Origin of the sequence: Parvularcula sp. IMCC14364, assembly GCF_030758415.1 — a bacterium.
Lineage (GTDB): Bacteria > Pseudomonadota > Alphaproteobacteria > Caulobacterales > Parvularculaceae > Aquisalinus.
On sequence record NZ_CP132334.1, the window covers coordinates 589515 to 611728 of the forward strand.

Annotated in this window: 23 protein-coding genes, 1 other RNA gene and 2 pseudogenes; 12 read left to right on the forward strand and 14 right to left on the reverse strand. The window is 52.9% G+C overall.

Features of this window, described 5'->3' with window-relative positions:
- Nucleotides 1–9 precede the first annotated feature (9 nt).
- Nucleotides 10–1596, forward strand: coding sequence for a Ppx/GppA family phosphatase (locus RAL90_RS02860; RefSeq protein WP_306253025.1), 1587 nt, complete (start codon nt 10–12; stop codon nt 1594–1596).
- A gap of 83 nt (nt 1597–1679) precedes the next feature.
- Here RAL90_RS02860 and rnd read toward each other — a convergent pair whose 3' ends face one another.
- From rnd to RAL90_RS02885, 5 genes are all read right to left on the reverse strand, one after another.
- A complete protein-coding gene (rnd, locus tag RAL90_RS02865; RefSeq protein WP_306253026.1) occupies nt 1680–2834 on the reverse strand; it encodes a ribonuclease D in 1155 nt (384 codons plus the stop codon).
- A gap of 168 nt (nt 2835–3002) precedes the next feature.
- Nucleotides 3003–5867 (reverse strand): pitrilysin family protein, encoded by a 2865-nt coding sequence (locus RAL90_RS02870; protein WP_306253027.1) that lies wholly within the window; start codon nt 5865–5867, stop codon nt 3003–3005.
- A 51-nt stretch (nt 5868–5918) separates the two neighbouring features.
- Nucleotides 5919–7814, reverse strand: coding sequence for a DUF885 family protein (locus tag RAL90_RS02875; RefSeq protein ID WP_306253028.1), 1896 nt, complete (start codon nt 7812–7814; stop codon nt 5919–5921).
- A gap of 203 nt (nt 7815–8017) precedes the next feature.
- A complete protein-coding gene (gene sfsA / locus RAL90_RS02880) occupies nt 8018–8734 on the reverse strand; it encodes a DNA/RNA nuclease SfsA (RefSeq protein ID WP_306253029.1) in 717 nt (238 codons plus the stop codon).
- A 101-nt stretch (nt 8735–8835) separates the two neighbouring features.
- A complete protein-coding gene (locus RAL90_RS02885; RefSeq protein ID WP_306253030.1) occupies nt 8836–9249 on the reverse strand; it encodes a DM13 domain-containing protein in 414 nt (137 codons plus the stop codon).
- Between RAL90_RS02885 and RAL90_RS02890 the strand changes: the two genes are divergently transcribed.
- Together RAL90_RS02890 and RAL90_RS02895 are read left to right on the forward strand one after the other, a co-directional pair.
- A complete protein-coding gene (locus RAL90_RS02890; protein WP_306253031.1) occupies nt 9248–10186 on the forward strand; it encodes a molybdopterin-binding protein in 939 nt (312 codons plus the stop codon). The two genes, RAL90_RS02885 and RAL90_RS02890, sit on opposite strands and share 2 nt — an antisense overlap.
- A 3-nt stretch (nt 10187–10189) precedes the next feature.
- Complete coding sequence (locus RAL90_RS02895) at nt 10190–11557, forward strand: L-serine ammonia-lyase (protein WP_306253032.1); 1368 nt, start codon at nt 10190–10192, stop codon at nt 11555–11557.
- A gap of 3 nt (nt 11558–11560) precedes the next feature.
- On the opposite strand, the gene RAL90_RS02900 is transcribed toward RAL90_RS02895, so the two are convergent.
- The gene (locus RAL90_RS02900) at nt 11561–12463 is read right to left on the reverse strand and encodes a LysR family transcriptional regulator (protein WP_306253033.1); all 903 of its coding nucleotides are present in this window, start codon (nt 12461–12463) and stop codon (nt 11561–11563) included.
- Between the two features lie 115 nt (nt 12464–12578).
- On the opposite strand from RAL90_RS02900, the gene RAL90_RS02905 reads away from it, so the two are divergent.
- On the forward strand, nt 12579–13163 hold the full coding sequence (locus RAL90_RS02905) for an FMN-dependent NADH-azoreductase (RefSeq protein WP_306253034.1): 585 nt from the start codon (nt 12579–12581) through the stop codon (nt 13161–13163).
- 24 nt (nt 13164–13187) lie between these two features.
- Here RAL90_RS02905 and RAL90_RS02910 read toward each other — a convergent pair whose 3' ends face one another.
- Nucleotides 13188–14015 (reverse strand): TIGR00282 family metallophosphoesterase, encoded by an 828-nt coding sequence (locus RAL90_RS02910; RefSeq protein WP_306253035.1) that lies wholly within the window; start codon nt 14013–14015, stop codon nt 13188–13190.
- Between the two features lie 134 nt (nt 14016–14149).
- Between RAL90_RS02910 and RAL90_RS02915 the strand changes: the two genes are divergently transcribed.
- The 5 genes from RAL90_RS02915 to RAL90_RS02935 all read left to right on the forward strand — a co-directional run bounded on the left by RAL90_RS02915 (nt 14150) and on the right by RAL90_RS02935 (nt 18516).
- A complete protein-coding gene (locus RAL90_RS02915) occupies nt 14150–14476 on the forward strand; it encodes an autorepressor SdpR family transcription factor (protein WP_306253036.1) in 327 nt (108 codons plus the stop codon).
- Nucleotides 14473–15048 carry a hypothetical protein gene (locus RAL90_RS02920; protein ID WP_306253037.1) on the forward strand — a complete coding sequence of 192 codons (576 nt, stop codon included), beginning with the start codon at nt 14473–14475 and terminating at the stop codon, nt 15046–15048. The genes RAL90_RS02915 and RAL90_RS02920 overlap by 4 nt, the downstream gene beginning before the upstream one ends.
- A gap of 26 nt (nt 15049–15074) precedes the next feature.
- Nucleotides 15075–15296, forward strand: a complete 222-nt coding sequence (locus tag RAL90_RS02925; protein WP_306253038.1) for a hypothetical protein — start codon at nt 15075–15077, stop codon at nt 15294–15296.
- A gap of 80 nt (nt 15297–15376) precedes the next feature.
- Complete coding sequence (locus RAL90_RS02930; protein WP_306253039.1) at nt 15377–17188, forward strand: DUF885 family protein; 1812 nt, start codon at nt 15377–15379, stop codon at nt 17186–17188.
- 53 nt (nt 17189–17241) lie between these two features.
- Nucleotides 17242–18516, forward strand: a complete 1275-nt coding sequence (locus RAL90_RS02935; RefSeq protein WP_306253040.1) for a hypothetical protein — start codon at nt 17242–17244, stop codon at nt 18514–18516.
- Nucleotides 18517–18553: 37 nt separating this feature from the next.
- On the opposite strand, the gene RAL90_RS02940 is transcribed toward RAL90_RS02935, so the two are convergent.
- The gene (locus tag RAL90_RS02940; protein ID WP_306253041.1) at nt 18554–18787 is read right to left on the reverse strand and encodes a 5-formyltetrahydrofolate cyclo-ligase; all 234 of its coding nucleotides are present in this window, start codon (nt 18785–18787) and stop codon (nt 18554–18556) included.
- Here RAL90_RS02940 and RAL90_RS02945 point away from each other — a divergent pair.
- Both RAL90_RS02945 and RAL90_RS02950 read left to right on the forward strand, forming a co-directional pair.
- Nucleotides 18717–18870 (forward strand): annotated as a pseudogene (locus RAL90_RS02945) (transposase); the annotation flags it as partial. The gene RAL90_RS02940 and the pseudogene RAL90_RS02945 overlap by 71 nt on opposite strands.
- Before the next feature lie 26 nt (nt 18871–18896).
- Nucleotides 18897–19013: pseudogene (locus tag RAL90_RS02950) on the forward strand (IS5/IS1182 family transposase); the annotation flags it as partial.
- Nucleotides 19014–19048: 35 nt separating this feature from the next.
- On the opposite strand, the gene RAL90_RS02955 reads toward RAL90_RS02950, so the two are convergent.
- A complete protein-coding gene (locus tag RAL90_RS02955; protein WP_306253042.1) occupies nt 19049–19342 on the reverse strand; it encodes a hypothetical protein in 294 nt (97 codons plus the stop codon).
- A gap of 124 nt (nt 19343–19466) precedes the next feature.
- On the opposite strand from RAL90_RS02955, the gene RAL90_RS02960 reads away from it, so the two are divergent.
- Entirely contained in the window at nt 19467–20300 is an 834-nt protein-coding gene (locus tag RAL90_RS02960) for an IS5 family transposase (protein ID WP_306249540.1), read from the forward strand.
- Nucleotides 20301–20442: 142 nt separating this feature from the next.
- Here the strand turns inward: RAL90_RS02960 and RAL90_RS02965 are convergent, their stop codons facing one another.
- The 5 genes from RAL90_RS02965 to RAL90_RS02985 all read right to left on the reverse strand — a co-directional run bounded on the left by RAL90_RS02965 (nt 20443) and on the right by RAL90_RS02985 (nt 22133).
- On the reverse strand, nt 20443–20709 hold the full coding sequence (locus RAL90_RS02965) for a hypothetical protein (protein ID WP_306253043.1): 267 nt from the start codon (nt 20707–20709) through the stop codon (nt 20443–20445).
- Between the two features lie 45 nt (nt 20710–20754).
- A complete protein-coding gene (locus tag RAL90_RS02970) occupies nt 20755–21369 on the reverse strand; it encodes a 5-formyltetrahydrofolate cyclo-ligase (RefSeq protein WP_306253044.1) in 615 nt (204 codons plus the stop codon).
- Between the two features lie 18 nt (nt 21370–21387).
- Nucleotides 21388–21546, reverse strand: a non-coding RNA gene (ssrS, locus tag RAL90_RS02975) — 6S RNA.
- Between the two features lie 4 nt (nt 21547–21550).
- Nucleotides 21551–21883, reverse strand: coding sequence for a cell division protein ZapA (locus tag RAL90_RS02980; protein ID WP_306253045.1), 333 nt, complete (start codon nt 21881–21883; stop codon nt 21551–21553).
- A gap of 4 nt (nt 21884–21887) precedes the next feature.
- The gene (locus RAL90_RS02985) at nt 21888–22133 is read right to left on the reverse strand and encodes a hypothetical protein (RefSeq protein ID WP_306253046.1); all 246 of its coding nucleotides are present in this window, start codon (nt 22131–22133) and stop codon (nt 21888–21890) included.
- Nucleotides 22134–22214 lie beyond the last annotated feature (81 nt).

The window sequence follows — 22214 nt, forward strand, 5'->3', positions numbered from 1 at the left end:
CTGCATATTGTGAATACAGAAATTATTTATCCGGGCATTGCACAGGACCTGTTACAGAACAGGCGGGCCGTCATTGATATCGGCTCCAACTCTGTCCGTCTCGTGATTTATGGCGGCCCCCAGCGCACGCCGCTTTCCTTCTTCAATGAAAAAGACCTATGCGGGCTTGGAACACTCGGAGAAGACGGGGCGCTGCGCCGGGCGGCAATGGACGATGCTCTTTATGTGCTAGAGCGTTTCAGCAGACTACTGAGAGAATACGGTGATCTTCCTGTCAGCACTTTTGCCACTGCGGCCATACGCGAAGCGACCAATGGCGTAGACTTCATTCAGGAAATTTGCGCACTGGGCCTGTCACCGATCATATTGAGTGGCGAAGAAGAGGCAAAATACGCTGCGCTCGGCGTTATCAGCGGCACTCCGGCAGCAGCCACGCGCGCTGAATCAGGCACTTTGAATCTCTGCGGGGATATGGGGGGCGGCTCGCTCGAACTGACACGTTTTTCTGATGATGCCGAGAAGCCGTTGCGAGACCGTGTCAGCCTGTCACTCGGGCCGCTAAGGCTGATTTCAAAATTTGGCCAAAATCCTGCTGATGCGGAAAGTCATGTCACGGATGTACTTTCCTCTCTGGACTGGCTTTCTGCAGTCAACGCAGGCGCGCTCTATGCGGTGGGCGGCGCATGGCGGGCAATTGCCAAAATTCATATGGCGAAAACCGAATATCCTTTGCCGATTTTGCATCAGTACCAGATTGTTAGGAGCGAGATACTGGATTTATGCGGACTGATTGAACGACAGGGTCCTTTGTCTCTCGAAAAAATGCCAGGTGTACAGAAGAAGCGCATTAACACATTACCTCATGCTGCAATGGTTATGCGCAAGGTTCTTGAACGAACCCAGGTCGAGAAACTGGTGATTTCATCCTGCGGGGTCAGAGAAGGCATCCTCTTCAACAGTCTGTCGATGGACACACGTCGGCAGGACCCGCTGCTCACGCTCGCCCGGGAATATGCACGGCGATATGCGCCAGACCCTGCTTTCGGCGAAGCTGCCTTCGAGCTTACACATGGCCTGTTCAAGGATGAGACGGCAGCAGAGAGAAAGATCCGGCAGGCGGCGTGCATCATGTGTGATCTTGCAGCCTTGCATCACCCGGATATGCGCGCGCGTCATGCAAGCGATATCATTCTGCATTCCCCCCTGACGGGCTTGGACCATCAAAGCCGTGTCGCTATTTCTGCAACATTGTATTTTCGCCATCGCAGCAAGGCTAACGTGTGGCCCGGGCATATTCCTGAAACGCTGTTGTCCGGGGCACCACGGTTGAAAAACCTTGCCGTCCGCCTGGGAATGGCCTTGCGGTTCGCTTCTGATTTCTCCGCCGGCTCAACACAGATTATAAGCGCGTGCAGTTTTCATTCGGAGGGTGATGATCTCGTATTTCTGGCACCTTCGGAATTATCCTCACTTGAGGGATACACACCTTCAAAAAGGCTGAATGCCTTGGCGGCACAGCTGCATCAAGACGTAAGTGATTCTGATACTGATAACGGAGAAATAACAGCTCGAGGTCTTTTCAATTTTGCGGGCTAGAAATAACGGCTTTGCAGGTGACAGTGTTTGGTCTCGTCAGATGTGTTGGCGTCTTTGTAGGCTCCGCTGCTCTTTGATACGTTTCAGGTGTCCAGCTTGATAAACTCGATATTGCCATTCTGCAGTTTCAACGCCAGGCGGCCTGCTTTCAGGTCCAGTGCAGCATCGCCGAAAACCTCACGACGCCACCCTTTCATCGCCGGAATATCCGGTTCATCATAGCGGGCGATTGTCTCAAGGTCGCTGGCACTTGCGACCAGTTTGGGCGCAACCTGATGATGCTCACACTGACGTTTCAGTAATACCCGTAGCATATCCAGCACATCCGCGGGCACTTGGGGCAGGTTGCCCTGTCGCTCAAGCTGGGGCAGGTCGTCTTCAGGCAGGTCGATACCAGCTTGCACCGCCTCGAGCAGCGCTTTGCCCTGGCTCGAGGATTCGAAACCTTTGGAGATGCTGCGACAGGCAGCCAAAGCCTTGGTAGATGTTGGACGCTGGCGTGCCAGTTCGTAAATCGTATCGTCCTTGATAATCCGCCCGCGGGGCAGGTCGCGCTTTTGCGCTTCGGCCTCACGCCATTCAGCAAGTTTCATCAGAGGGCCGATCTCACGGCGCTTCACATTACGCAGTTTCAGCCTCTTCCAGGCTTGCGCTGGTTTGATAAAATAAAGCTCTTCGGAGAGGAGCGCGTTCATTTCTTCTTCAACCCAGGGTAAACGACCTGTTTCCTCAAGTTGCGCTTTCAGCTTCAGATATATGTCCCGCAGGTGTGTGACATCACCCAGCGCATAAGTGAGTTGTTTGTCACTGAGGGGGCGTTTTGACCAGTCTGTAAACCGCGAGCCTTTGTCTACCGCAGCGCCGGTAACCGCCTTGACCAGCGGCTCATAGCCAATCTGATCGCCATATCCGCAGGCCATGGCAGCGATCTGCGTGTCGAAGAGAGGTGCCGGCACTTCTTTCATCAGCGTGTAAAAGATTTCGATGTCCTGCCGGGCCGCATGAAAGACCTTCACAATGCTCTGGTCTGAAAGAATTTCGAGCAATGGCGCGAGGTCCATGCCCTCTGACAGCGGATCGATGATTGCCTCTGTGGTTGGTGAGGCAACCTGTACCAGGCACAGGCGTGACCAGTATGTCCGTTCACGCATGAACTCGGTATCTACCGTGATAAATGGGGCGCCTTTCAAGGCGGAACAGAATTCTTCCAGATCGGAAGTCGAGGTGAGAACTTGCATAGATAGCGGGCTTAGCAAGTCTCACCCGTGACGTCATCAATTATCAGGCGATTGAGTTGCTGTCCTGCCAGATCGTGTAACTCCGGTTTGAAGAGTATTGTCTGACCAAATAAAAACGCCGCCACTGAACCCCAGTGGCGGCGCGACTTTCAGGTGTTGGCCGCTGGATTACAGCTCGTTGCCATCCTCGTCCATCATCACGATGTCATAGCCAAGCTCTTCAAGGCCAGGCAGGATTTCTGACTTATCGCCGACGACGACGACGATCATGTCGTTGACATCAAGATATTTGGCCGCCAGCGCATCGAGCTCTTCCTCGGTGATATTGGCCAGAATATCGTTCTGCTCTTCCACGAAGTTGTCATCAAGGTCGTAGACCAGAATGTTGCGCAGGAAACCCAGCTTTTGCTGTGGGGTTTCATAGCTGCGGGCGTCGCGCTGGCCGATCGCGTTCTTGGTGAACATCAGTTCGTCCTGCGTGATACCGTCTGCATGGTAGGCTTTGATCTCCTTGATGAATTCGATGATCGACGCATCGGTGACATCAGTTCTGACCCCGGCCTGTGCGCGGTAGAAGCCATTCTTTTCATCCCCGAAGAAGAAGGAACGGGCACCATAGGTGTAGCCCTTGTCTTCGCGCAGATTGATGTTGATGCGGCTGTTGAATGCACCACCAAGGGCATAGTTCATCAGCCCGACACGGTAATATTCACCGGTCGCATCATACGGCAGGGCACGGTTACCAATCCGGATTTCAGACTGGGCTGCACCCGGCTTGTCAATCAGGTAAAGCGTATTTTCAGCCCGCGCCGGGAATGGCTTGAGTGTCGTCGGAGCGACATCGCCGCCGTCCCATTCGCCGAATGCGTCGTTCAGTTTCGCTTCCATTGCAGTTTCGCCGATATTGCTGACTGCAACAATGCTGCCAACCGTTGGGGAATAATGTGCCGCATAGAATGCTTTCACATCATCAAGCGTCAGGGATGCAACGCTTTCCACTGTCCCACTGTCAGGATAGGCGAAAGAGTTTTCGTCGCCATAGATCAAACCATTGAAGATGTTTGTCGCAACAGTGCTCGGCTGTTTCTTGGAAAACTCAATACCCTGAATAACCTGATCTTTCACACGGTTGAAATCATCCTCATTGAAGGCTGGCATCAGCAGCTTCTCACGGGCAATCGCAAGTGTTTCATCCAGATTATCCGTCAGGGAACGAATATTCATACTGGTATAAGTGTCACCAGATGAGAACGAAATGGAAGAGCCCAGTTTCTGCAGGGCATTACTGATGTCTTCCTTGCTGCTTTTCTGGGTTGTTTCATCCATCATTGCAGCCGTGAGGGCTGCAAGGCCGAGTTTGCCGACAGATTCGTTGCGCTGACCTGCCTTCATCCGGAGCTGAATGGCTGAAGTTGGCACTTCATCATTGATGGCACCGAGCACTTTAACCCCATTATCAAGCTCTGAGCGCCATACAGGTGGCAGTGTCAGGCTTGGGTTATCACCGGAAGCGGACGGCCGTACGGAGCGATCAAAATCATCCACGGCAATGCGCAGATCAAGGTCATCAGCGGTTGTTGTGCCGTAATCAGGTAGGGTGCGCTCGTAGCGATCCCACGTGTCCTCTTTGGCAATCCAGGCAGTCTGTCCCTTTGGAACGATGCTCATGATCACAGCATGTTGGTCCTTGATGTATTTCTCATACACCCGCATCACGTCTTCCTTGGTGACGCTTTCATACCGTTCAATATCCTGCTTGATATAGTCAGGGTCCTCACGGAATGTTTCGTAGAATGCAAGCTGGGACACTTTCCCGCTGACGCTTTCAAGGCCGTAGATCATGCCGGAGATGATGCTTGATTTTGTGCGCTGAAGGTCATCATCCGTCACGCCGCGCTCTTCGAATTCTGCGAGAGACGCGCGGATGGTTTCTTCCATGCCGGAAAGATTGGGGTCAACGCCAGGGTTTGGCAGGGCAAGCAGAGCAAACTGACAATGCAGTTCACGGCAGCTATGGCTCGCCTGTGCCTGTACGGCACGACCGTTCTTGACCAGGTTCTTGTAGAGCAGGGATGTGTCGCCAGTCCCCATAATTGACATCAAGACATCAAGCGGTGCTTCGTCCGGGTGGCTGGCATAGACAGTTGGCCACGCCATATAGATCAGTGGCAGGGAGACATTGTCTTCCAGTGAAATATAGCGATCCGTATCAAGCGAAACCGGCAGCTTTTCCGGATTGTCAACTTCTGGTCCCCGTGGAATGGAGCCAAAATATTTCTCGATCCAGGCAAGGGTCTGTTCCTTGTCGATATCGCCACCGATTGTCAGTGTCGCGTTGTTTGGCCCATACCAGCGCAGGAAGAACGCTTTCAGGTCATTCACGTTTACCCGGTTCAGGTCTTCGATATAACCGATCGTGCTCCAGGAATAAGGATGGCCTTCCGGATACATTGCTTCACCGACGCGCTCGAACAGCAGGCCGTAAGGGGCGTTATCCACGCGCTGGCCGCGCTCGTTCTTAACGGTTTCGCGCTGCACTTCGAATTTGTCCTGGGTCACGGCATCAAGCAGGAAGCCCATGCGATCTGCTTCCAGCCAGATCATTTTCTCAAGCTGGTTTGAAGGAACGGTCTGGAAGTAGTTTGTACGGTCACTGTTTGTTGTCCCGTTCAGCGTGCCACCAGCTTCCGTGATGATCTTGAAGTGCTCTTCATCAGCAACATGCTCAGAGCCCTGGAACATCATGTGCTCGAAAAAGTGTGCAAAGCCGGACTTGCCAACTTCTTCACGACCGGAACCCACATGGTAGGTTACATCTACATGCACTAGTGGATCAGATTTGTCTTCATGAAGAACAACGGTCAGTCCATTGTCGAGGACGAATTTTTCGTACGGGATAACGATTTCATCAGCTGACTGTTTGGCAACTTCGTCTACCTTGGTAAAGCTGTCTGGGATGGAACCCATATCCGTTGTTGCACAACCTGCCATCAACATGGTCAGGCTGGTTGTTAGAAGTGCTAGTTTTTTCATTGAGTTTTCCTCTTACCTCTCGAAATTATTGAGCCCTTTGATCAGATTTTATTATTGAGCCTTGCGCTCATCTATATAGGCGTTGACCACATCTTCCAGAACGGCGAGTGGCATCGCGCCGTTTTTGAGCACCACATCGTGGTAGTCACGAATGTCGAATTCTTCACCAAGCTCCGTACGCGCCTTTTCGCGCAGTTCCAGCAGCTTGATCATGCCGATCTTGTAGGACAGGGCTTGGCCCGGCCAGACCATGTAGCGCTTGTTCTGGCGTTCTATATCGCCGGGCGCCATGGGGGTGTTTTCGGTCATGTAATCAATAGCTTCCTGCAGCGTCCATTCCTTGGCATGCATACCTGTGTCCACGACCAGTCGCACCGCGCGCTTCATCTCTTCGGCAAGACGCCCGAAATCCCGCATCGGGCGGCCTTCATACAGGCCCATTTCCCACGCGAGGCGTTCTGTGTATAGCGCCCAGCCTTCCGTATAGGCACTGTATCCGCCATATTTGCGGAATTCGGGAATGCCTTGTAATTCCTGCATGATCGCCAGCTGGAAATGATGTCCCGGTGCGCCTTCGTGATAGGCGAGGGAATTCATGATGTGTTTTTGCACATCATTCATGTCTTTCATGTTGATATAATAGATACCTGGGCGGCTGCCATCTGGCGCGGGGCGATTGTAGAAGGCGGTGCCTGCCGCGTTTTCGCGCCATTTCTCGACGGGCCGCACTTCAAGTGGTGCTTTTGGCAGGATATTGAAATATTCGTCAGTTTTTTCGTAAACCTCTTCGATCAGTTCGGTGGCATCTGCCAGATACTGGTCCCGGCCTTCCTGTGTGTCAGGATAATAATTATTCGGGTCGGTACGGACAAATTCAAAAAATTCTGCAAGCGAGCCATCAAAGCCAACCTCGTTCTTGATGGATTCCATCTCAGCCCGGATGCGCGCGACCTCTTCAAGGCCCAGTTGATGAATTTCCTCCGGGTCCATGGAAACTGTCGTCCAGTGTTCAATCCGCCGGGCATAGTAAGCGACACCGTCTGGCAGGCTCCAGGCGCCTTTGTCACCGTCGGCAAGGTCGCTCAGCCGTGTCATCTCGTTGATAAAAGCTGTATAGCTGGTCAGGAAAGGTCCAGTCAGTGCGGCCTTACCACGCTCAAGCAGTTGCTCTTTTTCTGCGTCGGACACATCAAGAGCGTTAATCTTGGCCCGAAAATCTGACATGATCGCGCTGTCGTCGTCGCTGTCATCAAACGGTGCACCGCTGATCACGGCCTGCGCTGACCCGATCACGCCGGGATAGACGAGTTTAGGGGCAATCACGCCGCGCGCTTCACGCACTTTCAGGTCTTTGATGACTTCGCCGATAACTTCCTCAATGCCATTCAGCCGCGAGATATAGTCTTCGGCATCGCCGACGGTATCTATACGGTGAATGTTCTGCATGAATGTCGGCAGATAGGTCACCACACTGGACATCTGCGTCACGGGATACTGGTTGTAGCGCCAGTCATAATTCTTGATGGCGTTTTCCTGATTATATTCGAATATGCGATAGCCGATGCGGGACTGCTCATCGAGCGCTTCAAAAACAAATTCAGTGCGCAAGCGGGTCAGGTCCGCTTTGGCCTGTTCGACTTGTCGGCGCTCCTCGGCTTCAGAAAAATCGTCCCATTTGCCGTAATCTTCGGTCTTGCGGCCGAGTTGCGCCTGGAACATCGGGCTGTTCTCCACGTCTCTTTCGAAGGTTTCTTCAAAAAAGATGGCGAGGCGGGCGTTTTCGTCTGTTTCGCCTTCGAGGGTAGCAGAAGATGTTTCTGCTCCAGCGCTCTCGACGTTGCTCTGTACAGGGGCGGTCTCGTCAGTCGCATTGCCGCAGCCGTACAGGGCGAGGGCGGCTGTGCCAAGCAGCAGGGATGAGACGATCAAACGTGATGAAAAGGGCATGTTTACTCCGGGTAGCGCGCCCGCAGAATGAGGGGTGAGCCGGTAAACTTAACCTTAATTTCCGTTAATCAGGCCGCTTTGTGCGACGCTGTTGCGAAAATAAAACAATCACTTAGCGGTGACTGCTCATAGGTTAAGTCGAGCCGCTTTCAGGAGTGAACTTTTCCTCCTATCATCTGGCAGAGCATTACTGTGGACGTGCCCTACAGTTTCAAAGGCAGGTTGCGGCGCAGAACAATCTCCTGCGTTGTAATCTCACAATCCCAGACCAGTGTTTCGACCCCCGCCGCGACGGCATCGCGCAGCCCGGCTGCATAGGCCGGGTCGAGGTCCTCTGCCGGTGCCAGCGCCAGGCAGTCACCTCGCTGGATGATAAACAACATCACGGCACGGTGTCCGTCTGCCACCATCCCGGTCAGTTCTCGCAGGTGCTTCAGGCCGCGCGCGGTCACGGAGTCCGTGAACTCAGCAAGGCCGTCGGCGCGTCGCAGTAGATGGACGTTCTTCACTTCCACATAGCAGTCCGGCTTGCCTTCTTTATGCAGGAGAATATCGATGCGGGACTTTTCGCCATATTTTACTTCCCGGCGGTGGGTGTCATAACCCGCAAGTTCCGGGATCACGCCTTGGTCGATTGCCTCAAAGGCAATCCGGTTGGGATTGTTGGTGTTGATCGCGACCATTACGGGACGGCCAAACTCGGTAATTTCAACCAGTTCCCAGCTATAGGGGAGTTTGCGGGTTTTGGAGGCGCTGTTGCTGACCCAGACCCGCGCGCCTTCCGGAGCAATGCCCGTCATGGAACCGGGATTAGCACAATGCGCTGTGATTTCCTCGCCGGTATCGAGAACAATATCTGCCAGAAAGCGCTTGTAGCGTTTCACCAGATGGCCGGGAAAAAGAGGGGCAGGTAACTTCATGGGCCTGTTTCTATCCGCCGTTGCAGGTCTTGCAACAAAAAACCCCCGGCCTTGGGGCGGGCCGGGGGAAGGGCAGGTCATCTTCGTAACAGGCAGACTATTCAGATGGCTGACGCGGCCCAGAATTTAGAGAAGGCCTGGCAATAGATAATCAGCGACGTGAAGTCTGCCGGGTCCAGATTGTCTGGCAGGCGATAGCTTTGAGCCCCGCTAGAGCTGGTGAGCTCTGCAACGAAAGTCGTATTTTCCAGCCCGTTACGGTTATTGCGTGTTGCAGCATCTTCCGTTGACAGAAAGATTTTCAGATCAGGCGCGCTGCGTGTCGCGAAATTTTCGCCCAGCTCAATATAGAAGGCACCGTCACGTGCGACAATCGCCCAGTCGCCGGATGTGCGCTGTCCAACTTTGTCCCAGCTGGAGCCGGAGGCGAGAATGTCTTCTGCTGATGCAGAGGCCGTAATACTGAATAAGGCAAGAGCCAGAAAGGCGGTGAGTATAAAGGTGGTCAGTCGCATGGGTCGTTCTCCTGTGTTCGGTGAGGCTGGCTTAGCCGACAGTCTGATCACGCGCCATACACCAGCGTGTGAGCCGGTCCGTGAGCATGTTCACGAATGCGTCACTCGGGCGAAGGCCGATTGCAGTTGCAACAGCTATCGGAAAGCGGCTACGTCAAAGCCCATGTCATCAGATCAGAAATCGGCAGCTGTCATTGCTATTGGGGATGAATTGCTTTCTGGCCGGACGCGCGATGCCAACCTGCATTATCTGGCGGGGTGGCTGACAGCCAGAGGCATCAACCTTCGTGAAGCCCGGGTTATTCCGGATGAGCATGAAACCATTATGCGTACCGTGAATGAGTTACGGGCCCGGACGGACTATCTATTTACATCCGGCGGCATCGGACCAACCCATGATGACATTACAGCAGATGCGATCGCAGCAGCATTTGACCTTCCGATAGAAGAAAACACTGAAGCGATCACCGTCATGCAGGAATATTACACTGGACGCGGGGAGGCATTAAACCCCGGTCGCCACCGCATGGCGCGTATGCCCAAAGGGGCGACGCTGGTGCATAATGAAGTCAACGGCCCGCCGGGCTTTCAGATTGGTAATGTCTTTGTTCTGGCTGGTGTGCCAGCGATATTCAGAAGTATGCTGACGGACATAGATGCGCGTCTTTCGCACGGGCCGGTGAGCAAGGCATATACCGTTAAGGGGCCTGCCATTGAAAGTGCCCTGTCCGAAGGTCTTGGTATTCTGCAGTCGCGTAATCCTGATGTCTCAATCGGCAGCTATCCTGGCAAGTCGGGTCGGCGCGGCACATTGTCGGTCGTCTCGCGCGGGCTGGATGAGTTGAAGGTGCGCGGTGTTGCTCTGGAAATTGTCGCTCTCATGAATGAGAAAGGCTATCAGGCGACACTGGAAGAAGGCGATGGCGGTACGGAATAATCTATGCTGAGTGTTTTTGACATATTCAAAATAGGTGTCGGGCCGTCCAGTTCCCACACGGTTGGGCCTATGATTATTGCCCGGCGGTTCATGGAAAATGTCAGGGCCGCAGGAGTTCTCGCTGAGGTCACAAGGATTACTGCTGAATTAAAGGGCTCGCTCGCGCTGACTGGCATCGGTCACGGCACGGACCGCGCGCTCTATCTTGGCCTGATGGGCGAAGAGCCCCGCACGATTGAAACAGGGACAATCGAAAAGCGCCTCTCGGCCATGAAGGCGGACTGCCGGATCAGTCTTCTGGGTGCACATGAAATTGCCTTTGATCCGGCCAAAGATGTCGACTTCCGGGGGGATATTGTTCCTGAAGCGCATCCCAATGGTATGCGCCTTTCGGCGCTTGATGAAGCCGGCAAGATCTTGCTGTCAGAGACATGGTATTCCATAGGCGGCGGCTTTGTGCGTCGTGAAGACGAAATGGGCAGGGAAGACAGCGAGGAAGCTCTTGACTTCCGGTATCCTTTTTCTTCCGCAGACGAACTGGTCGAAAAATGCAATGTCGAAGGATTGATGGTGCATCAGTTGATTGCACGCAACGAAGACAGTTTTCGACCGCGCGAAGAAACCTTCCGGCAACTTGATGAAATATGGATGGTCATGTCCCGTTGCATTGATCGTGGGCTGATTACACAAGGCACATTGCCGGGTGGACTGGATGTGAAGCGCCGGGCACCAGCCATGTATGAGAAACTGCGGCGGCACGGGCCGCTGAACGAGCGTGAGGCGCTTTTTGACTGGCTCAATGTCTATGCCATGGCGGTTAATGAAGAAAATGCAGCAGGCGGGCAGGTGGTTACTGCACCCACAAATGGGGCTGCCGGGATTATTCCGTCGGTTATCAAGTTTTATTGTGCCAATGATGGCCTGGCCGAAATGGAAAAAATCCGGATCTTTCTGACGACAGCCGCGGGCATTGGTATGTTGTACAAACAGAAAGCCTCTATTTCCGGCGCTGAAATGGGCTGCCAGGGAGAAGTCGGCGTTGCCTGTTCAATGGCTGCTGGCGGGCTTGCCGCTGTCTGGGGCGGTACGCCGGACCAGGTGGAACATGCCGCCGAAATCGGGATGGAGCACAACCTTGGTTTAACCTGTGACCCTGTTGGCGGACTTGTACAAATTCCGTGTATTGAAAGAAATGCTATTGGGGCCGTAAAGGCCGTCAATGCGGCAAGACTGGCAACGCAATCAGACGGCCAGCACAAGGTATCTCTTGATCAGGTCATCGAGACCATGCGCCAGACAGGTCTCGACATGAATTCCAAATACAAGGAGACCAGCGAAGGTGGTCTTGCTGTAAATGTAGTGGAGTGCTGACAACTATTCCGGTGGCAGATTGGCATACTGCATCGCAAAGAAGTCAATCAGTGCACGGGTACGTGCCGTCAGGTGTCGTGTCGGTGGCCAGACAGCCTGCAGGGTGACAGTGCCCCAGTCGCAGCTCTCAAACAGCCGCACCAGCTTGCCGCCATCCACAGCATTTTGCAGGATAAAACAGGGTGAGCGGATAATGCCATGACCGTGCTCTGCGAGAGAGGCGAGCAGATCACCATTATTAGAAAGACAAACCGGCTCTACCGGAATCCGGTCTTCTTTTTTCTTCTCTGTACGTACATTGATGGTTTCGGCTTTTCCCGTGCCGCCGGTGTAAATCAAGGCTGGCAGGCCGTGCAGGTCTTCCAGCGTCTTAAACGGGCCGTGCTTCTCGATAAAATCCGGGCTTGCGGCGAGCCATGCCGGTAGTTCGGCAATTTTCCTGGCCATCAGACTTGAGTCTTCGAGATTGCCAATACGCAAGGCAAGGTTGAAGCCTTCTGCGGCGAGATCAATCATACGGTCAGACATATCAACCTCAACGGAAATTTCCGGATTGGCTTTCATGAAAGTGGATAGAGCATCTGGCAGATGTCGCAGACCAAAGGAAAGAGGAGCGGCGAGATAAATCTTGCCCGCCAGGGTAGAGCGCAGTTGCGCGATGTCGCTGTTGGCTTCATCAACATCACTCAGGATACGCTCAGCATGTGCAAGATAAGTGCGGCCTGCATCGGTTAAACTGACATGCCGCGTTGTCCGGCTGACAAGCTGTGTGCCAAGTCTGGCCTCTAGGTCCTTGAGGCGCCGTGACACAGCTGACGGCGCGAGATTGAGCCGCTCCGCTGCGCCGGTGATGCCTTCAGCGCGGGCGATTTCCACAAAGACAGACATTTCTTCAAGTTGGCCCATGATTATTCTCGTTTTCGCAATAATGCTTTCCGACTTATCCGGGTTCTGCCTGCCGCAAAAGCCCCTAGCTTCATGGTGTGGCCGATCATGGCCGATGAAATCTGGAGAGAATACTATGTCAGAAAATCAGAAAATCCTGCGGGTGGACAGTTCAATGCGCTATGAGGGGTCAGTGTCACGCCAGCTGGGCGATAGGCTCATCGCCCGTTTGGGCGGTGCGGTTACTGTTCGTGACCTGGCGGCAGAGCAAATCCCTTTTGTAGATGAAGACTGGATAGGGGCCAATTTCACCCCTGAAGAAGACCGGTCCGATGCCCAGCGCGCCAAGCTTGCTTTTTCGGACCGTCTCGTCGCGGAGTTGAAAGAGGCCGACGTGCTGGTCCTGAGCGTGCCCATGTATAATTTCTCCGCGCCTGCTGCCTTCAAGGCATGGGTTGATATGATTGCGCGGGCCCGGGTTACGTTCAAATATACCGACAATGGTCCTGTTGGCCTGCTTGAGGGCAAGAAAGCCTATGTCATCAGCACATCTGGCGGGACGCCGCTCAACAGTGATGCAGATCACCTCACTGGCTATCTGCGCAAGATCCTGAGCTTTATCGGCATTACCGATATTGAATTTGTTGAGGCCGGGCTGTTGATGGTGGATGCGCAGACATCGGTAGAGGCGGCGGCATCCGTCATAGACAAAGTCGCCTGACGAATATACGGAAGAAAATCCGTATCAGGCGTAATCTATCGGAGCAGGCTGGCTTGTGATCAGCCTGCCGCCAACGCGTATCGGTTCGATATGCGTCGCAAGCCCTGTTGTATCATCGGTAATCACAAACACGCCGCAGGCCGTGCCCGGCCCGGCAGCTGGCTGCAATCTGTTTCCCGGCATTTTGGAGACAAAGCGTGAAATCGGACCTGATTTTTCCATGCCGATAACGCTGTCATAATCTCCGCACATGCCAAGGTCGCTCTGAAAGGCGGTGCCACCGGGCAGGATTTGCGCATCCGCTGTGGGCACATGGGTATGCGTGCCCACCACAAGACTGGCACGACCATCGAGATAATGTGCGAGGGCATATTTTTCAGAACTTGCCTCGGCATGCATATCGACAATAATGGCGTGCACGTCACGGCCAAGGCTGACTCCGCCCAGTTCCCGTTCCAGGGCAGGCACGGGATCATCCATCGGGGCCATAAATAGCTGACCGTGCAGATGCACCACCAATACGTGCCTGTCACCACCAACTGAAATCATGCTGGCCCCGCGGCCCGGATTGTCACTTGGAAAATTGGCGGGCCGGAGCAGGCGTTGCTCCTCGTCGAAAAGGGAAATCTCATCCCGCTGATCAAAAGCATGGTTGCCAGTGGTGATGACATCGGCGCCGGCCTCGAAAAGGGCGTCGCAAATATTCTCTGTAATACCAAAACCGCCAGCGGCATTTTCAGCATTTACCGCAACGAAATCGAGTTTCAGGCGTCGGCGCAATCGGGGCAAGTGCTCCAGCAAGACAGTCCTGCCGGACCGACCCATCACATCTCCAAAAAACGCAAGGCGCATGGTTCTCACTTCGTTGCTTTTGCAGGGCGGGATAACCACATATGCCCGGCAAATGAAAGGGCAAAAGAGAGCTTCATGGCTCCCGCTATACAAGAGCATTGACAACAATTAGATAATTAGCTAATTATCAATTTATGAGTACCGTTTTCAAAGCACTGTCAGATCCAACCCGGCGCCGCGTGCTGGAGTTGTTGCGCCAGCGTCCTATGAGCGCAGGCGAACTGGCGGCGGAGTTTGACGTTTCCAAGCCAACCATGTCAGCCCACTTCGCCGTTCTGCGCGAAGCAAATCTTGTCGCCTCGCATAAGGATGGCAAGCAGGTTGTCTATCAGATCCGCATGTCTGTTCTGGAAGATGCGTTGCTGGGGTTCGCGCAAATGTTTGGCTGGGAATTGCAGCAGGCACCTGAGCCCAACACTGATTCAGATACAGATCACCCACAGGAGGTCACAAGAAAATGACGAGCAATCTTTCATACTATCCCGTCAAAACGGCGGCTTTTGGCGTTGCAGCGCTGGCGATCACCAACTGGTATCTTGCGCCAGACAAGTCCTTCATGTGGGCAGGGGTGCTGACCATATTGCTGGCTGTCATGATCGGCACTGGTTTGTTGATCCGGTTCTCACAAACGCAAAAGGAAGAAACTGCACTGAATCTGCAAAGAGCCGTATTTGGAGCATGCCTGATGGTAGGCGGATCATTGGGCGTTGTACTGGTTGAGGAAGTTGGCCTCGTTGGGCCGGGCTTCGAAAAAAGAGCGGTTGGCGTCTTTCTTGGGCTGATGCTGGTCATGACTGGTAATTTCCTGCCCAAGACCGTTCGCCCTCTGACGGCTGAAAACTGTGATCCGGCAAGAGCAATGGCGACAGAGCGTTTTGCCGGTTGGGTATTTGTCCTTGCTGGCCTGGTTTATGCTGGCATCTGGCTGTTTGCGCCAATAGAGCAGGCGCCGCTTGGCTCCTCACTAATTGGCCTGGCCGCATTTTTTGTCGTACTGGCGGCCTGGTTACGGCTGAGGGAAAAGTCAGTATAAAACTAAAATAGTCAAAGGAGATTATCATGGATGAAAAATCACTTAGTCCGCGTATTGCGATGTATCTGATACTGCATGCATTATTCTGGGTATTTGCAATGATCCTGGTGGACAGCATCTGGGGAGATGCTGTGGCGCAATGGATGGCTGTTGTCTTCAGTATTGCAAACGGACTTGTCGCGACATTTGTTATTTTGCGGATTCTGAAGAAAACAGAAGGCTCAGCCGACACTCCAGAAATTTCCTGAACTGAGTAGCGCCACAGTGCCGCTGGCAAGGCAGGTGAATTTACGCTAAAGCTTCCGGAAGAATATAACAGGGGAAGTTTATGCGCCGCTTACTTGCTTTTTCATCTGCGCTCGCCTTGATGGCCTGTGCTGCCGAAACAGATACTGTTGAAACATCGACAGCGCCAGCATCAGAGGCATCTGTCGCAACAGATCAGTCACAAGGGGCGAATGCTCTTTTCGAGCAGGTCATGAGTGACCATTGGGCCAGTAATCTTGAGCAAAGCCCCACGTTCGCAACCAGCCTTGGGGTGCGGGAGTATGATGATCGCCTGAGTGATCCGTCTCTGGCCGCTTATGACGCCGGGATAGAGACGGCAAAAGGGTTTCTGGCGCGGCTGGAAGCCATTGCAACGAACGGTCTCAATGAAGCCAATGCGCTGAACTACACGCTACTCAAACTGCAGCTGGAAAACGCTATCGAGGCAGCTGATTTTGGCGGCAAATACATGATCATTACCAACCGTGGCGGGCCGCATATGAACCTGACCCGGCTGCCATCCCAGCTGCCGTTTTTCAGCAAGGCGGATTATCAGAGCTATGTCTCCCGTCTGGCAAAAATACCGGAATATCTGGAGCGCGCGACGGGCCGTGTCAGAGCCGGACTCGAAGCCGGTTGGGTGCAGCCATGTGAGCCGATGACCGGTTATGAGCAGTCAATCAGTACGCATATCGTTGATAATGTCAGCGAAAGCGTATTCCTTCAGCCTTTTGATAACAAACCGGCACAGGTTTCCGATCAGGATTTTGATGCCCTGCGCGAGCAGGCAGCCGGCATTGTCGCGGCGCAGGTCATTCCAGCTTTCAGATCACTCGAGACTTTTTACCTCGACGAATACCAACCAGCGTGCCGGGCCGAAGTAGGCACGAATACAATGCCGGGTGGTGATGCCTATTATGCGCATCGTGCACGTCTGTTCACCACCACTGACATGACGCCGGATGAAATTCACGAGATCGGCTTGCAGGAAGTGGCGCGCATACGCGCCGAGATGGAAGAGGTCATCGAAGAGGCCGGTTTTGACGGCAATTTCGCGGAGTGGCTCGAATTTCTGGCCACGACCCCGGACTTCTACCCGAAAACAGGCGAGGAGCGGATGCAGCTGGCGGCGACCATTTCCAAACGGATGGATGGTGAATTGCCCAAGCTCTTCGGGCATCTGCCGCGTATGCCCTATGGCCTGAAAGAAATACCGCTGGATATCGCAGAGAAGACAACAACCGCCTATTACAGCCAGCCAGCCGGTGACGGCACCCGGGCGGGGTTCTACTTTGTCAATACGACGCTGCTGGAGACACGCCCAAACTACCAGCTTGAGGCGCTGTCTTTGCATGAAGCCGTGCCGGGGCACCATCTGCAGATTGCCATCGCGCAGGAACTGGAAATGCCGCCATTCCGGCGTTTCAGCGGCTTTACGGCGTTTGTGGAAGGCTGGGGTTTGTACTCGGAACGGCTCGGCCTTGAAGTCGGCTTCTATGATACGCCTTACACAAACTTTGGACGCCTCTCATACGAGATGTGGCGCGCCTGTCGCCTCGTGGTTGATACCGGTCTGCATTCCAAAGGTTGGACCCGGCAGCAGGCGATTGACTACATGGCTGAAAACAGCGGGCTTTCCATGAATAACGTCACCACAGAGGTCGACAGATACATCACCTGGCCGGGGCAGGCGCTGGCATACAAAATTGGTGAGCTGAAGATCAGGGAACTGCGTGCCTATGCGGAAGCAGAGTTGGGGAATGACTTTGACATCCGGGCCTTCCATGACACGGTACTGGGCAGTGGTGCGATACCGCTTTCTGTGCTGGAACAGGTCGTGCAAGATTGGGTGGCAGATCAGAAAGCCGGCTGAGTGGGTGCTGGGCAAATTGTAAACTGAAGAGTAATCATACGTTAGGGGTTTGTATGAGTGTTGTCGTGAGTATCCTGAAATGGCTTGGTATTGGCCTGCTGGCGATCATCCTGCTTCTGCTGGGATTAATTTTTATTCCACCGTGGTTTGCGGTGATGCAGGATGAGATGTCTTCCGGTACGTATGTTGAGTATCTTGAAGATAACCATTTTGCCGTTTCGGGGGAAAACCCCGAATTCGGCTTTTCGTCAGATTTTTATCAGCATAGAATTTTTCTTTTATCGGAAATTCACGGCTACGCTGCGCCGCAGGAACTTGATTTCCAACTGCTCAAACATCTCAACGAGCAGGTCGGGGTGAGGTATTATCTTGCCGAGATGGACCCTGCCCAGGCTATGGCAGTCAACATATTCCTGGAGCTCGGTGATGATACATATCTCAGAGACGTTTTTGAGTATTATGCAGATAACTCTTTCCAGTGGGGCAACAGGGAGTTCTTTGCGAAGATCGAGAGAATTCGTGATCTGAATGAAACGTTGCCAGCTGCAAACCGCATATATTTCATTGGCGTGGACAGACTTTATGATACCAGTTTTGCCAAGCGTTTGTTGATACTCATGACGGCACAACAGGACGAGGCAAACCTGAGCGAGATAGAATCCTACCTTCAAACAGCTCTTGGGGTTGAGCCGGATCTCCCCCCTTATAATGAGAAGTCACTCGAGCAATATCCTTCTGACTGGATACCGGTGCAATTATTCAACGCACAGCTTGCCTTGTCGATGCTGCAGAAAGATGAGCTGGGCAGTCGCTATAGTAATATTCTATCGAACATTCAGGCCACAATGAAGGCCGCTGGACCGGAGGAAAAGTTCTACGGGTTGTGGGGCATATTCCATGGTATTCAGGTGCCGGTGAATGAGGCACAACCACTTGCCATGCGTCTGGAAGCAATGAATGAGCAAGATGAAGTCGTGACGGTGGCCGGACTCTACGCAGACGGCTCTTTGTCCATGATGCCCAGCGAAATGCTGGCCCCTGTTGTGGTGCCACCGAACAATGAAGCATACACCCTTTTGCCTGCCAATAATGATGATGTTTATCTCTATTATATGCGGGGTATTCGGGACCTGAAAAAAGTGGCCGGAACCTCCCCCGTCACCATCTTTGACCTGGCAGCCGAGGGGTCACCCTATAGGTCTTCTGACCGGTTGATGAAGTCGCGTGGCTTCCTGACTCATCTTCAGCAGTTCGAGGTGCAGGGGAATACTGCTGACGCGGTGGAATACATCGCCCTGTTTCAGGGGTCACCCGCGCTGACGCCATAGCGCGGAAAAGCCTACGATATTGCAGGCGCGCAATAAGTTACCGTGACACCTGCAAGGAGCCGCGCTCTGTCACGATCCAGTCGAGTAACGCATCATGCGCATCGCGTGGTAAAAGCTGTGCCTTTTGGTCAGCATAGGCGTAGCCCACGGCCGTGACCGGGCCAATCTTGCGACGCGCGTCCAGCGTCCGGTCATAGTACCCGCCGTCCAATCGAATGGGTAGGCCTCGAAAATGGCCGATGCGTGAAATCATGAATTCGTTGCTGGACATTGTGTCAATAGGTGCCGGTGGCGCATGTTGCCGAAGGACTTCCCGCCTTATCGACGGTACAGAAATACTTCTACTGGTGGCGAGACTATAGATTTCTGGAGAAGGTCACATGTTCGGAAGACTCAAAGACTGGCGGCGTGTCGCAACCCTCTATGATCGATGCGCGCGCATATACTTCTCAAGCATCTGGATCACCGCTACGATGATCTTCTGGATCAATCAATGAGTCCTGAGCCAATTACAAAAGTAATATTTTGTAGTTCATAACTTTTGCCCACCGTATAATATACCGACGGATTGGGCATTCTCCCTAACATCAGAAAACTTCGGAGCAAGAGTATTCCAGTTGTGAATCATGTTGTCAGGGTTCGATGCATATTTAGGATGAAATTGCAGATTGTTAGTTTTTAAGATTTGAACATCTTCTAGGGGGGCAAATTTTTCAGCATATAGAGATCGGCAAATTTCCAAGGTTTTTTTATTTCTATTTGTCCAAGGAATATCTTTATATATATAATCCTCTTGTGATAGATACATATCAAATACATGATACATTAACCCACCCGGGCGTAATATTCGCCAACAGTCGTTTAGAAAGTTTAAGAGCCTGATCCAAAAGTATCTGGGTGATTTCAACGACTTATGATTCTCTTTGTTTGCTTAAGACACGGAGGATCAGATGAGTTGGAATGAAACCACCCGCACATATTATGACCGCAGTTTCCTGCGCTATGCAAGTGATCTGACGGACGACGAATGGGCTTTGATTGAACCTGAAATACCTCTTCCAAATCGGATGGGGCGTCCTCGCAAGTGGCCGATGCGGGAGATCATGAACGCCTTGTTGTATATCGCGTCTACTGGCTGCCAATGGCGCATGTTACCAAGGGATTTCCCGCCTTTTTCGACGGTTCAGAAATATTTTTATTGGTGGCGTGATGACAGATTGCTGGAAAAGATCAATCACCGCCTGCTGTTTGAATGCCGCGAAGCACACGGCAGAAGCCCACACCCCAGCGCAGGTGTGATCGATAGCCAGTCGGTTAAAACCACAGAAAGTGGCGGTATTACTGGCTTTGACGCGGGCAAAAATATAAAAGGCCGCAAGCGGCATATTCTGACGGATACGGAAGGCTTTCTGGTGACAGCACTTGTGCATGCCGCGGATGTACAGGATCGCGACGGCGCACCAGCGGTGTTGATGGAAGCGCGAGACAAATTTCCATGGCTTCGCCATATCTTTGCCGATGGTGGCTATGCGGGAGATAAGCTAAAGCGCAAACTTAAAAAAGTCGGTCCATTCCGGATGGAAATCATCAAGCGATCCGATAAAATGAAAGGCTTTAAAGTCCTGCCCCGGCGATGGGTCGTAGAACGCACATTCGCATGGTTAGGGCGATCACGCCGTCTCGCCAAGGATTGGGAACGATGCTGGACCTCAGCTATCGCATGGCTATTCATGGCTCACATCCGTATCGCAACAAGACGACTGGCAAGAGCATGTTTCATATGAAAGACTTTTGATTCAGACTCTAAGAGATCATTAGATCCAATGTGTTCCATGACGGATATGGAAAATACGATATCAAAATAATTATCATCAATTTTTTCTTTTGATTCCCCTACAAAACAGTTAATATTGTTCACTTTCTCTATTAAAATTTCTTTTTGGGGCCGTTATTGCTGCCATCAAATTTATCAATATTGTATACGTCATTCCTTTCAGATAAACTTTGGAGCACGCGGCTTTTCCCGCCGCCAATTTCTGCAATTTTAAGACCTCTTGTGGGTAAGAGATAATGCGCAGCAACAGCGTCCTGAATATCTTTCAGATGCCAAGGTTTGCCACTTGGGTGAAGTTGCTCTTCAATTCCATCTTGAATGATTTTCCAATACTCTTTTTTTGTGATGAATCTGAGCATCTAAACCTTCAATGTAAATGTATAATAATAAACGAAAATGGATAATTATAGTATGCGTTTAGCATGTGCAACTGAAAAAGCTGATCGCTCTGTCACGATCCAGTCGAGGAACGCATCATGCGCATCGCGTGGTAAAAGCTGTGCCTTTTGGTCAGCATAGGCGTAGCCCACGGCCGTGACCGGGCCAGTCTTGCGGCGGGTGTTCAGGGTGCGGTCATAATATCCACCGCCCATGCCCAAGCGGGTGCCGTCGGTCTTGTATGCGAGCAGGGGGCAGAGGATGATATCCGGCGAGCAGAGAGGCGCAGTAGGCGATGGCACCAGAATGCCATAACGCCCTTCGCACAGTTCTGTATCCGGACCATATTCGCGAAAGACCAGCGCTGCGTCTCTTTTTTCCGTGACCGGCAGGCAAACGGTGATGTCATCAGCCCAGAGGGCTTCCACCAGCGGCCAGGTATCCAACTCGTTGTTCACTGGAAAATAGACGCTGACTGTCTGGCCAGGGTGAGGAGCCAGGGCTCTGATGAACTGCGCTGCTGCATGACGTGGCGCATCAGGTCGTTGCGTCGCCAACTCTTCACGCAATTTGCGCGCATGTTGACGCAAGACGCCTTTGGGGTCGGCGAATTTTCGTAAATCAAGCTCCGGAAAAATCATCTGAGATCACCAAAACCATAAAATGCCACCCTGGCCGTTGGACATGTATTTTCGCCCTGGACCCGAAGGTTCAGGTGGGCGCCGCTTATGCAAGACCACGGTCGAGCGCAGAGGCAGCTCCCGATAGAGAAGTTACGGCCCCGGGGAAATGAGTCCTGACGTGCCGGGCAGCCAGATGTAGTTAGGTGTTTGAAGAGCTTTCTTCAAGGCGTTGTGTCACTTCACGCACTTTTTGCGTGGCAGCGTTCAGAACCCGTGCGGCGCCGTCTTCGCTGGTCATGCCGCTGGCTGTTTCAAGTTCCTCAATACGCATCTGCGCCTCACGCAACTCATCGCAGATCGTCAACCCGGCCAGCAGCATCAGCCGGGAGTCAGCAATGGCGCCAACATTGGTGGCGATGCGCTGCACCTGTGTATCGAAGTAACTGGCCAGTTCCAGCAGCCGGTCTTCCTGTCCGTCATCGCAGGTGATGGTGTAGCTCTGGTTGTTTATCGACACAGTGACTTGCGCCATCGACTTATTCCTTCCGGCCTGAATGCTGGCCCGATTTCTGACTTTCGATCATCGCTTTCAGGTCAGTGATGACACTGGCCAGTTCCCGCGCTGCCTTGCCGGCATGTTTCTGTGCTGCCTGCGCCTGACCTCTGGAAGTTGCAAGCGATTCGCCATGATCTGCGGCGGCCAGGACATTCTTTTCCACGCGCACACTCAGCTCTTCCAGAGCAATAGCAAGTTCCTGCACCGATTTTTCCAGTTTTGACATAAATACTAACCTCAACAGTAAAATAGCGGGCATCGCACCTCCCGTCCAGACAGACCGGCGACAGGCTTTACGATACCGGTG